General features: G+C 62.2%; 9 protein-coding genes. 3 read left to right on the forward strand and 6 right to left on the reverse strand.

The genetic code is table 11. The features are described from left to right. Positions 1-4 precede the first annotated feature (4 nt). A complete protein-coding gene (locus DLM_RS10325; protein ID WP_089083158.1) occupies positions 5-2,443 on the forward strand; it encodes an EAL domain-containing protein in 2,439 nt (812 codons plus the stop codon). 15 nt (positions 2,444-2,458) lie between these two features. On the opposite strand, the gene DLM_RS10330 is transcribed toward DLM_RS10325, so the two are convergent. Then, positions 2,459-4,294, reverse strand: coding sequence for a tannase/feruloyl esterase family alpha/beta hydrolase (locus DLM_RS10330; protein WP_197715553.1), 1,836 nt, complete (start codon positions 4,292-4,294; stop codon positions 2,459-2,461). A 278-nt stretch (positions 4,295-4,572) separates the two neighbouring features. Between DLM_RS10330 and DLM_RS10335 the strand changes: the two genes are divergently transcribed. Then, entirely contained in the window at positions 4,573-5,739 is a 1,167-nt protein-coding gene (locus tag DLM_RS10335) for a porin (protein WP_089083157.1), read from the forward strand. 156 nt (positions 5,740-5,895) lie between these two features. Beyond that, positions 5,896-6,093 (forward strand): hypothetical protein, encoded by a 198-nt coding sequence (locus DLM_RS10340; RefSeq protein ID WP_089083156.1) that lies wholly within the window; start codon positions 5,896-5,898, stop codon positions 6,091-6,093. A gap of 114 nt (positions 6,094-6,207) precedes the next feature. Here DLM_RS10340 and ligK read toward each other — a convergent pair whose 3' ends face one another. From ligK to DLM_RS10365, 5 genes are all read right to left on the reverse strand, one after another. Next, a complete protein-coding gene (ligK, locus tag DLM_RS10345) occupies positions 6,208-6,891 on the reverse strand; it encodes a 4-carboxy-4-hydroxy-2-oxoadipate aldolase/oxaloacetate decarboxylase (protein WP_119313224.1) in 684 nt (227 codons plus the stop codon). A gap of 110 nt (positions 6,892-7,001) precedes the next feature. Continuing rightward, positions 7,002-8,027 carry an amidohydrolase family protein gene (locus tag DLM_RS10350; protein WP_119313225.1) on the reverse strand — a complete coding sequence of 342 codons (1,026 nt, stop codon included), beginning with the start codon at positions 8,025-8,027 and terminating at the stop codon, positions 7,002-7,004. 54 nt (positions 8,028-8,081) lie between these two features. Next, positions 8,082-9,377, reverse strand: a complete 1,296-nt coding sequence (locus tag DLM_RS10355) for a gallate dioxygenase (RefSeq protein ID WP_089084694.1) — start codon at positions 9,375-9,377, stop codon at positions 8,082-8,084. Positions 9,378-9,457: 80 nt separating this feature from the next. Next, positions 9,458-10,783 (reverse strand): MFS transporter, encoded by a 1,326-nt coding sequence (locus DLM_RS10360; RefSeq protein ID WP_089084695.1) that lies wholly within the window; start codon positions 10,781-10,783, stop codon positions 9,458-9,460. 106 nt (positions 10,784-10,889) lie between these two features. Continuing rightward, positions 10,890-11,975: a 4-oxalomesaconate tautomerase gene (locus DLM_RS10365; RefSeq protein WP_089084696.1), complete on the reverse strand. Its 1,086-nt coding sequence runs from the start codon at positions 11,973-11,975 to the stop codon at positions 10,890-10,892. Positions 11,976-12,030: the final 55 nt, after the last annotated feature.

Genomic DNA, 12,030 nt, shown 5'->3' on the forward strand with positions numbered 1-12,030 from the left:
AAACATGGCCAACCGCATCCAGATCGTTGAAGATGAACGCATTGTCGCGCTGGATCTGAAAATCGCGCTGCAAAGCCTGGGCTTTGACGTGGTGGCCAGTTGCGCCAGCGGCGAGGAAGCCATTACCGCCGCCGGCAAGCTCAAGCCCGACCTCATCCTGATGGACATCCACCTGGAGGGCGGCATGTCCGGCACCGAAGCCGCTCTCATCATCCGCCAGACGCTGGATATCCCGGTGGTTTACCTCACTGCCTTTGCCGAAGAAAACATCCTGCAGCAGGCCGAAAAAAGCGCCCCCTACGGTTATTTGCTCAAACCCTTCGAACTGCGCGAACTGAATGCCACCATCCGCATGGCACTGGCCTGCCGCACCGCCGAAGTGGAAGTCCACAAAAAGCAGCGCCTGCTGATGCTGGCGGTGGAAACCGCCCAGTTGGGCATTTGGGAATGGGACCAGCAACAATCCACCTTCACCGGCCAGGGCTATTTCGGCAAGATCACCGGGCTGGACATGGCCACGCGCCAGGAAGCCGTGCCGCCCTTCCTGCGCCTGCTGGAACATGCCGACCAAAGCCGGCTGAACCAGTTGCTGAAAGACCGGGGCCGGGTAGACATGATTACCACCATCACTCCGGATGATGGCGATGCGGTATGGGTGGAGATGTCGGTGCAGGAGTACGAACCGCAGTGGCAGGAAAGCGCCAAGCAGATCGGCGTGCTGCGCGACATCACCGAACGCATCAAGTCCGAGCAGTTGCTGCAGCAGGCCGGGGCGGTATTTCAGTCCACCGCCGAGGGCATCGTGGTGATAGATGGCGAGCGGCTGGTGAAATCCGCCAATCCGGCCTTCCTGCGCCTGACCGGCTACGCGCTGATGGAAATCCTGGGGCAGGATATCGACGAGCTGCTGCACGTAAAAAAACACACCCCGGATTTCTACAGCAAGCTGATCCAACTGGGCGATGCCGGCTGGCATGGCGAAGTGATGTGCCAGCGCAAGAACGGCGAGCACTTCCCCGCCTGGGAACACATCTGCCTGGTGTCCTACGACATGGACCTGCCGGCGCACTACATCATCGGCTGCACTGATGTCAGCTCCATCAAACAGGCCGAGATCGAGCTGAACCGCATGGCCTTTCATGATGCCCTGACCGATCTGGGCAACCGCTATCTGCTGAACGAACAACTGGCCATCGAGCTGCAACGCGCCGAAACCAGCGGCACGCAGATGGGACTGGTCTTCATCGACCTTGACGGCTTCAAGCTGATCAACGACGGCATGGGACATGCCATGGGCGACCAGCTACTGCAGGTGGTGGCACAGCGCATTCGCGAAACCATCCGCCGCGCCGACATTCCGGTGCGTTTTGGCGGCGACGAATTCTTCATCATCTGCCCGCATAGCAGCGAGGCCGACTGCACCGCCATGGCAGACCGCCTGCTGGAAAAACTGGAACAGCCGATGCAGGCGGGCAAGGAAAACATCGTCGTCACCTGCAGCATCGGCATTGCGCTGTATCCGCAGCATGGCACCACGGCAGAAAAGCTGCTCAGCGCGGCCGACAGCGCCATGTATCAGGCCAAGCAGGCCGGCAAGCGCCGCCACTGCACTTTCAATGAATCCATGGCGGAAAAAGTACACGAACGGCTGCGGCTGGAACAGCGGCTGCGCCAGGCGGTAAAGGAGCGCAGCTTTACCCTGCACTACCAGCCGCTGATCCGGGTGGAGGACAATGTACTGATCGGCTTTGAAGCGCTGCTGCGCTGGCAGGACGAGGGACAGCATATTCCGCCCGACCTGTTCATCCCGGTGGCAGAAGAATGCGGACTGATCCAGGAGCTGGGTAGCTGGGTGCTGCAGCAAGCCTGCCGCGCGGCGCAGCACTGGAATGCCGACTACCACTACCCGCTGAAAGTGGCGGTCAATGTATCGGTAATGCAGTTTGTCGAACCGGACTTCCGCCAGCGCGTGGCACGCGAACTGGCTGACAGCGGCCTGGCCCCGCACCTGCTGGAACTGGAAATCACCGAAAGCGTGTTGCAATCACTGGAGAACAGCAAGCGCATCCTCAAGGACCTGAAGCAGATCGGGGTATCGGTGGCCATCGACGACTTTGGCACCGGCTACTCATCCATGGCGGTGCTGAAGGACCTGGCGGTGGACCGGCTGAAGATAGACCGCTCCTTCATCTGCAATACGCCGGCCCAGCCGCAGGATGCCGCGGTGTGCAAGGCCATCATCATGCTGGCCAAGAGCCTGATGCTGGGCATTACCGCAGAAGGTGTCGAGGCAATCGCACAGGTGGATTTCCTGCGCGAAAACGGCTGTGACACCTTCCAGGGCTATTACTATTCACCACCGCTGGATAGTGCCGCGCTGGAGCAATACCTGCGTCACTATTTCAGCGCCGGCCCGGCCGCAGCGGCCAGCAGCAGCCGCTGAAAGCACGGCAGGGCGTTACGGCGCGGCAGTCAAGCGCCCCTGCTCCACCCGGTAGTTACGCTGATTGTCCGGCCCGATCAGGGTGCTGGCCAGGCTGTTGAAATCCAGCGGCAGCACAGCGGCTGATTGCTGCGGCTGATAGTTGGCGGCATCGTTCACATCGCCACTGCCACGATAGCGGGCAATCATGGGCCATGGATACACCGGGCGCGTGGCCTTGAGCGCGGCCCAAGGCTGTGCCAGCGGGCTGCTGGGCAGCGGTGCCACATGCAAGGTGGCTGCGGCCTGGGCAGGCTTGCCCTGCTCTGGGATGCCTGCTGGTGGGGGAGCGGCCATGAAGTCCGGTGCGGCCTGGGCCAGCTTGCCAGTCAGCAGGGCTGCCGGCGGGCGTTGCAATTCGGTCCAGGCCATCAGCGGGCTGAGCACATCCACCTGGTCGTAACCCTCTCCTCCGCCGCAATGACTGACACCCGGCAACAGGAATAGCCGCATGAAGCTATCGGTTGCAGCGGCACCCAGTTGTTGCTGCACACCCTGGTAATAAGCCAGCGACACCGCCGGGGTGACCGAGGTATCCGCCAGTCCATGCCACAGGATCAATTTGCCGCCGCGCTGGTAAAAAGGCTGCAGATTGGTATTGGTGGCGTTGTACAGCGGGGCCAATTGCGCCAGCCGGGCAAACGTGGCGTCATCAAACCGCAGTTTTTGCAGATTGCCCATGCCCAGGTCTAGCTGCGGCAGGATCAGATAACTGATGGCCAGTGAGGCAATGTCCTGACTCATCGACTTGCCATGCGTGCTGGCCGGCACCATCCATTGCAGTTCGGAGCCGGGCAGCACGCCACCCATGGTCAGTTTGCGACCAGCCGCATCCAGCGGGCCGTCATACAGCTTGCGCGCCACCGCCACTTCCTCGGCAGTCAGGCACTGGCTGCTGTCGGCGGCATCCGGCGGGCATTGCGCCCAGGCCGGGTCCACCTTGCAACTGAGCGGGTCTTGCAGCAGGCCATCCTTTACCCCGGAACCCTCGGCACAATGCGCCAGCACGGCACGGTGCAGAATGCCCAGCCGGTTTTGCAGCAGGATATTGCTGCCATCCGCCCGCTGATTGGCCACCACATTCCAGCCGTGATACAGCGAGTTTTGCAACTGGAACAGCGTGGCGGGAGCCCCGGCGGACACGCCGTCAAAATCGTCCGGATAGCGCTGCGCTTCCATCAGCGCCTCACGACCGCCATCGGAACAACCGACAAAGTAGGAAAAACGTGCAGGCTGGCCGTAGAACGCACGAATCAAGGCCTTGGCCACCAGCGCGGTCTGATGATTGGCGCGGTAGGCAAAGTCGATGCGTTTTTGCGGATCAGCCCCGAAACTGGCCTGATCCGGCCCCATCATCGGACCCTTGTGGCCCATGTCGTTGCCAGCCACCACAAATTCACCATTCAGCGCAGGCCCACAGCGTCCGGCATTGCTGATGCCCACGCGGGTCATGCCGCACAAGCCGCCGCAACCGCCTTGCAAATAACGCTGGGTCCAGCCGTTGACCGGCAAATCCACCTCAAAACCGATGGCCGGGGCTATCCTGCCCTCCACCTTGCAAAACGCGCCCTTGGGCGTATTCACCACGCTGGCCGCCTGGATGCTGACAGTCGCATCCGCCGCAGCGCTCAAGTCCTGCTGGCCCAGCGCCGCACAACTGATCACCGCCGGCTGCACCGGCAGGTTTTGATAGTCGGCAGCTTGTGCCAATCGTGGCAGCCATGCGCTACACAGCAAGTACAGCCAGGCCAAGACTGGCAGACAGCGCCAGCCGATGGCCGCCAGGCCACCACGGTGATCGGTGTTATTCACTTCATCCACTCCTGATACGCATCCAAATCAAACAGGAATTACTATCATTCAATCGCAAGACAGTCATCCAGCTTTGCCTCACTTTGCCTGGCTTAACATCATGCCCGGCCACCTCTTGCGCCACGCTATCAAGCAGCCTGACGCGTGGCAGCGCCCCGCCGTGCAAGCACCACATAACACGGCAACGCAAGTTCACTTATTGGCAACGCCGCCCCATCCCCGCTGACCTAGATTAGCCAATGCAATAACAACTATCTATTCAAGATGGAGGAGAAACCATGCAGCAATTCACAGTCAAACTGAGCCTGGCCGCATGTGCCGTACTGAGCGCACTCAATGCCCAGGCGGCAGACAGCAATGTCAGCCTATACGGCGTGATCAGCGCCTCGCTGGAATCGGTGGGCGCGTCTGGCGGCAGCGCTGGCACCAAGTCCACCACCACCCGCGTTACCGACAATAATTCCCGCATCGGCTTTCGCGGCAACGAAGACCTGGGCAATGGCGTGAAAGCCATCTGGCAGGTGGAATCCAGCCTGCGCAACTTCGAACAGGGTGGCAGCACCGACTGGGGCCAGAGCGCCACCCTGGCCACCCGCAACAGCTTTGTCGGCATGAGCAGCGAGCAATACGGTCGCCTGATCGCCGGTTACAACGACACCGTGTACAAATCGCTGGTGGGCAGTACCGCCGACTTTGGCATTGACGTGATGGCCGGCACCATTGCCGACAGTTGGGGTACCGGCCCCGGCTTTTACCAGTTGTTCAGCCGTGGCGAAACCCGCCTGAAGAACTCGCTGCACTATATCTCGCCCTTGTTGTCCGGCTGGCAGGGCGGCCTGTCCTACGGCGTGGATGAAACCAAGACCAACAACACCAACCGCAGCCGCCTGAGCCTGGCGGTCAAATACAGCGACGGCCCGTTCAAGGCCGGTTTCGGCTGGGACCGCCAGTTCGACACCGCCGCTTACGAACAGACCAACTCCGGCACTGCCGCCGCCGGCAAGCATGTGGACTTTGCCAAGCTGCTGGCGCAATGGACCTTCAGCAGCACCGGCACCTTGCTGGGTGCCGGGGTGGAGCGCGGGACCTATGAATCCGCCACTGGTGGCCAGACCCAGCACCAGACCGGCTGGACGGTGGGTGTCAGCCAGCCGCTCAGCGAACGCCTTGCCCTCAAGGCGTCCTACAGCAAACTGGGCCGCCTCAACAATGCCAGCAGCGCCGACGACTACAAAGCCACACAGTGGGTGCTGGGTGCCACTTATGCCGCCACCAAGCGCACCAGCTTCTACACCTATGCCACCCGCCTGAACAACGGCGCTTTGCAAAACGCCAACTTCGGCTTCAGTCCGCTCACCACCGGCACCAATGCCAGCAGCACCGTGGTGCTGGCCAATGGCAACACCCTGCACAGCGTGGGCGTGGGCATGTCCACCGCCTTCTGATGCCACACGGGGCTGCTTGGAGCCTGACAGCGCAACGGCTGGCACATTGCCAGCCGTTTTTCATGCGCATGTCAGCCGATGTAAATCCGGGTAAAGAAACTCAAGCCAGCCGCATTTCCACCGATAGTTCTTATAAATGCAATAAGGAATCCAACCATGTTTCTGGGTGCAGTCGGTTCATTCATCAGCAGTTCCGGCGGGGCCTTGCTCAAAGCAGGTTCCTCGGTAGTCACCGAGGCCGCTTCCATTGTCGAGGCCCATCCCCTGCTGGCCGGGGTGGCCATTGGTGTCGGCCTCTACGAATACGTCAGCAATCCCAGCCATCTTGGTAATTCGGTCGATACCACGGCCTGACCCCACTTCCGCCCTCCCCGCATCCCGGCCTTGCCGTTTCTGCATCGCCCAGACCAAAAAAATGCCACCCCGCGGGGTGGCCAATACAGAGAGTGACGCTTACGCCAGCAAACGTCAGTCCAGATACCTGAGCCCGGCCTTGGCCAGCGGCTCGCGCATTGCATACATGTCCAGGCCCAGCACGCCGGAAGCCAGCTTGGCGCGTTTTTCGCCCTCGAACGATTCGCGCTTTTGCGCCGCCGCCAGGGTTTCCGCCGCACGGGCAGCCGGTACGCACACCACGCCGTCGTCGTCCGCCACAATCACATCGCCCGGATGCACCAGCATGCCGGCGCACACCACCGGGATATTCACCGAGCCCAGCGTGGCCTTGATGGTGCCCTTGCTGCTGATGGCGCGGCTCCAGACCGGGAAGTCCATTTCCTGCAGGGTTTTGACATCGCGCACACCGGCGTCGATGATCAGCGCCCGCGCGCCGCGGGCCTGGAAGCTGGTGGCCAGCAGGTCGCCAAAGTAGCCGTCGGTGCATTCCGAGGTAACGCCTGCCACCACGATGTCACCGGGCTGAATCTGTTCTGCCGCCACATGCAGCATCCAGTTGTCGCCCGGTTGCAGCAGCACGGTGACAGCGGTGCCGGACACCTGCTTGCCCGGGTAGATGGGGCGCATATAGGGCTTGAGCAGGCCGACGCGGCCCATGGCTTCGTGTACGGTGGCCGAGCCCAGCGCTGCCAGTGCATCGGCGGCGGCGCGGTCGGCGCGGGTGATGTTGCGGTATACCACTCCGAGTTGGTACATGGTGTTGTCTTCCTTAATCTGTTTTATCCATCGCGTGGCCCATGGCGCACGTGAGAGGCGGTCAACTCCGCAAAAGCTCCGGGTCAGCGCGGGGCTTTTGTTCGCAATGACTACAAGCCTTTAGCTTTCAGGGCAGCATCCAGTCGCGGATACACCCGGCGGGCATTGCCTTCAAAGATTTGCTGCCGCTCGGCATCCGTCAGTGCCGCCGCTTCGATGTAGCGCTTGGTGTCGTCGTAGTAGTGGCCGGTTTCCGGGTCGATGCCGCGTACCGCGCCGATCATTTCGCTGGCAAACAGCACGTTGTCCACCGGGATGACCTTGGTCAGCAGGTCGATGCCCGGCTGGTGGTAGACGCAGGTGTCAAAGAAGATGTTGTTGAGCAGATGGTCCTTGAGCAGCGGCTTTTTCATTTCCTGCGCCAGCCCGCGGAAGCGGCCCCAGTGGTACGGCACCGCGCCGCCGCCGTGCGGGATGACAAAGCGCAGCGTGGGGAAGTCCGTAAACAGGTCTGAGGTCAGGCATTGCATGAAGGCGGTGGTGTCCGCGTTCAGGTAGTGCGCGCCAGTGGTGTGGAAGGCGCAGTTGCAGCTGGTGGACACATGCACCATGGCCGGGATGTCGTACTCCACCATTTTTTCGTAGATGGGGTACCAGTGGCGGTCGGACAGCGGCGGGCTGGTCCAATGGCCGCCGGACGGGTCCGGGTTGAGGTTGATGCCGACGAAGCCGTAGTCCTTGATGCAGCGTTCCAGCTCCGGGATAGAGGTGGCCGGGTCGACACCGGGCGATTGCGGCAGCATGGCCGCGCCGATGAAGTTATCGGGGAACAACTGGCTGACGCGATAGCACAGCTCGTTGCAGATGGCCGCCCAGGTGGAGGACGTGTTGAAGTCTCCGATGTGGTGGGCCATGAAGCTGGCACGCGGGCTGAAGATGGTGAGGTCGGAGCCGCGCTGCTTCATCAGCCGCAGTTGGTTGCTTTCGATGGTGTCGCGCAGCTCGTCGTCGGAGATCTTCAGCTCGGACGGCTTGGGGCCCAGCTCCGGGGTGGAGAGGTTGTCGATCTGGCGTTTGCGCCAGTCTTCCAGCGCCTTGGGGGCGGTGGTGTAGTGGCCGTGGATGTCGATGATCATGGTGTAATTCCTTGTTGTCTTGCCGCCGCCCAGCGGGCAGCGGCTTTGCAATGCTCAGCCCTGTTTGTTCTGGTCCCAGGCCAGTGCGCCAGCATCCTTGCCGGTAACTGAATACAGCGCGCCCGGCGCGTTGCGGGTGGCCTGGAATTGCTCCAGCGTCTGGCCACGCATGGCGGCGTAAATGTGCAGATTCGACACGCCGACCACCGCACCCAGTTTTTCCAGGCCAAAGAAAATCACGCCGTAGCGGATCAGCGCATCCCAGTCGCGCCGCTGCAGCATGTCGGCCTCCTCCTCCGTCAAGCCGGCCTTGGCATAGGCGGCTTGCGGGTTGTTCAGGAACAGCTCGCGGTGCGCCGGATCAATCATGTCGCGCAGGAATTTGTTCAGCCTGTAGGTGCGCAGGCTGGCTTCCAGCGTGAACGGGTGGGTGCCGGTGAGCTTCTCCGCCCCGGCCAGTTCCCGTTCCATGGCGTGGCGCAGGTCCGCCGTGCGCGGCTTGGGCAGCGGCAGGCAGGCGTTTTCGTAAATGGCGGTGGCGATGCCGGTCATGGACGGCAGATAGTAGGTCTGGTGGATTTTCTTCACCTGTGAGGACAGCGCACCGCGCATGATCAGCCACATGATGACTTCCGCCCCTTCCATGCCCCCCAGCTCGGCGTAATCGGCCAGTGTCAGCCGGGTGAGTGCCTGCGGGTCTTTTTCGAACAGCTCCAGGAACTGCAAATCCCATTCAGGATTATTGAAACCGCAGCGCGCGCCATGCACCTGGTGCGACAGGCCACCGGTGGCGACGATGGCCACTTTCAGGTCTTCCGGATAGCTTTCGATGGCATCGCGCAAGGCCTTGCCCAGCTTGTAACAGCGCGCGGCGGACGGCACCGGGAACTGCAACACCCCCACGGCCAGCGGCACGATGGGTACGTCCCAGTCGCTATTGCCGTTGTTGAGCATGGACAGCGGCGACAGGCAGCCGTGGTCCAGTTTCTTGTCCTGGAAAAAGGACATGTCGAATTCGGCGGCCATCAGGCTGGCACCGATATGGCGCGACAGCGCGGCATGGCCGGCCACCGGCGGCAGATTACGCGCGCCACCGCCCTCGTCCGCCACTTCGTAACGCTGATCGATGCCCAGGGTGAAGGCGGAATAGTGGTCGAAGAAGAAAGACGTGACATGGTCGTTGTAAATCATGAACAGCACATCCGGCTTTTTCTCCGCCAGCCAGGCTTTTACCGGGGCAAAAGCCTGGAAGATGGGAGCCCATACCGGGTCGTCCTGCTTGTTGCGATCCACCGCAAAACCGATGGTGGGAGTATGGGAACAGGCGATGCCGCCAATGATGGTTGCCATATCAGGTCTGCCTTCTTGCGTATGTCAGATGCCGGCGCTACCCGCTGTAGCGCCGCTTGCATGTTATGAAAAATCGGAAATCAGGCTTGCGTGCGGGCTTGCCGGCTGCCACCCAGAATGGACGCAGCGGCAATCACCGCCGGCAGCGCCAGCGCCAGGAAAATGGCCTCGAAGCCCCAGCCCAGGCTGAGCAGCACGCCGCCGATGGACGAACCCAGAATGCTGCCCAGACGACCCACGCCCAGCATCCAGCTGACACCGGTAGCACGGGCCATGGTGGGGTAGCAGCCCGGCGCATAGGCGTTCAGCCCGGTTTGCGCGCCACTCAGGCAGAAGCCGGTGGCCAGGATGGCCAGCACGATCCAGGCCGAATTCAGGCCGCTGCCCCCCAGTACCACCAATGCCACGCCACCCAGCAGGTAGGACGCGCTGATTACGCGGCTGGGCTTGATGCGGTCCATGGCAAAACCCACCACGATGGCACCCACGGTGCCACCCAGCTGGAACATCGCCGTCAGGGTGGAGGCACGGTCAATCGAAATACCGGCGTCCTTCATCATGGTGGGCAGCCAACTGGTGGTGAGGTAGATCACCAGCAGGCCCATGAAATAAGTCAGCCACAGGCTGAAGGTTTTCAGCGCATAGCCTTGCGAGAACAACACGCCCAGCGGCTGCTTGGCGCTGACCGGGGCTTCTTGCGATACAAACACCTGGTAGCTGTCCAGCTTTACCTGACACACACGCGAGAGCAGCGGACGCACACGTTCCGCCGGTGCGCCCTTACCCACCAGATAACGGGCGGATTCCGGCAGCAGGAAAAACATGAAAGGCAGCAGAATCAAGGGCATCAGGCCGCCAAAGGTCAGCACGGACTGCCAGCCAAAGCGCGGAGTCAGCCAGGCGGCAGCAAAGCCGATGGCTGCAGAGCCCAGGTTGAAACCGGTAAACATGGTGGCAATCACCGAGGAGCGGATGCGCTCCGGAATGTATTCCGAGATCAGCGTGGTGGTATTGGGCATGGCCGCCCCCAGCGCCAGGCCGGTGATAAAACGCAGCGCTGCCATGCCCTGTGGCGTGGTGGCATGTGCAGTGGCCAGTGTGGCCACGCCAAAGCCCAGCACCGAGGCTAGCAACACCTTGCGCCGGCCAAACCAGTCAGCGGAAGAACCAGCCAGCAAGGCACCCACCGCCAGACCGATGGGCGCAGCGCCCATCACCACGCCAAAGGCCGGACGCGAGATATGCCACTCGCCCAGAATGCTGGGCGCGACAAAACCCATGATGGCCACATCCATGCCATCCACAGCCACAATCAAAAAGCACAACACCACCAGCCCCCACTGGAAGGCCGACATCTTGCGCGCGTTAATAAACTCGCGCACATCCAGTACTGCTGCCTGATTCATGAATCTCTCCTCCTGTTGCGTTATTGCATTGTTGTAATACGACGAGCGTTGGGCGCGGATCGGGCCGCGTCCTGTGGTTTTTTTATCTGGTGAAACGCAAGGCCATTCAGGCCGGGTACGGCAGCAACACCTGGCCGCGGAACAAGGGCCTGGCGGTGCGGATGAGCGCCACCGCAGGTGCAGCGTCCGGCTGCGCTGTCAGGCGGATGGTGAACTCACCAGTCGGGTGCTCCACCGAGATGGCCGCAGCACCGTCCTCCAGCACGGCCATCGCGCCTGCCACCGTGGCCGGGTCGGCACAGGCGGTGGCGACGGAGGCGGCACCCAGCACGCCGATGGCGTCATGGCATTTTTTCGGGATGAAAGTACGGGTATGAATGGCCCCGCCGGTAATCGGCGCAGCCAGCAACGTCATCTTGGGTACTACCCGCGCGCTGACATCGCCCAGGCCCATGCGCGGGCCGATGGCCAGGCGGATGGCTTCCAGCTCGCGCTTGAAGCTGTCGTTGGCGTCCAGCTCGGCCGGGCTTTCGTAACCGGTGATGCCCAGGTCGGCAGCACGCAGCAGCACCACCGGCATGCCGTTATCGATACAGCTGACCGCCACGCCGCCCACCACGTCCTGTGCCTGGCCGGTGGGATAGAGCGCGCCGCAGGAGGAACCGGCCACATCGGCAAACCGCAGCTCGATGGCGGCTGCGCTGCCGGGAACGCCGCTGATACGGGTGTGGCCCTGATAGCTCACCTTGCCGCCCGGCGTGGGCAGCACGGCTTCGCACAGCGACTTGGTATTCACCATGTGGATGCGCACACGGGTTTCGCCATCGCTGCAGGGCAGCAAGCCCTCTTCCAGCGCAAACGGTGCCACCGCAGCCAGGATGTTGCCGCAGGTGGGGGCGTAGTCGATGCGATTAGCACCAATCACCAATTGGCCAAACAGGTAGTCGATATCGGCATCGTCGCGGCTGGAGCGGGAGATGATGGCGATCTTGGTGGTCAGCGGATGCCCGCCGCCAATGCCGTCGATCTGGCGGGCGTCGGTGCCGTCCATGGCCCCCAGCAGCAGACGGTCGCGCTCGGCCGGGTCTGCCGGCAGGTCGGCTGCTTGAAAGAAGGCCGCCTTGGAAGTGCCGCCGCGCATCCACACGCAGGGCAGCGCCGGCAAACCGCTGTAACTTGCTGTCGTATCCATGTTTCTCCTCCGCATTTGCCTGGGCAGGCGTCTTGTTCTGCCAACAATATATGCG

The organism is Aquitalea magnusonii (genome assembly GCF_002217795.2).
Classification (GTDB): domain Bacteria; phylum Pseudomonadota; class Gammaproteobacteria; order Burkholderiales; family Chromobacteriaceae; genus Aquitalea; species Aquitalea magnusonii_B.

Excerpts from the sequence above, each read along its gene's own strand:
- DLM_RS10325 (WP_089083158.1), top strand. The coding sequence starts at position 5 with ATGGCCAACCGCATCCAGATCGTTGAAGATGAACGCATTGTCGCGCTG.
- DLM_RS10335 (WP_089083157.1), top strand. The coding sequence starts at position 4,573 with ATGCAGCAATTCACAGTCAAACTGAGCCTGGCCGCATGTGCCGTACTG.
- DLM_RS10340 (WP_089083156.1), top strand. The coding sequence starts at position 5,896 with ATGTTTCTGGGTGCAGTCGGTTCATTCATCAGCAGTTCCGGCGGGGCC.
- ligK (WP_119313224.1), bottom strand. The coding sequence starts at position 6,891 with ATGTACCAACTCGGAGTGGTATACCGCAACATCACCCGCGCCGACCGC.
- DLM_RS10350 (WP_119313225.1), bottom strand. The coding sequence starts at position 8,027 with ATGATCATCGACATCCACGGCCACTACACCACCGCCCCCAAGGCGCTG.
- DLM_RS10355 (WP_089084694.1), bottom strand. The coding sequence starts at position 9,377 with ATGGCAACCATCATTGGCGGCATCGCCTGTTCCCATACTCCCACCATC.
- DLM_RS10360 (WP_089084695.1), bottom strand. The coding sequence starts at position 10,783 with ATGAATCAGGCAGCAGTACTGGATGTGCGCGAGTTTATTAACGCGCGC.
- DLM_RS10365 (WP_089084696.1), bottom strand. The coding sequence starts at position 11,975 with ATGGATACGACAGCAAGTTACAGCGGTTTGCCGGCGCTGCCCTGCGTG.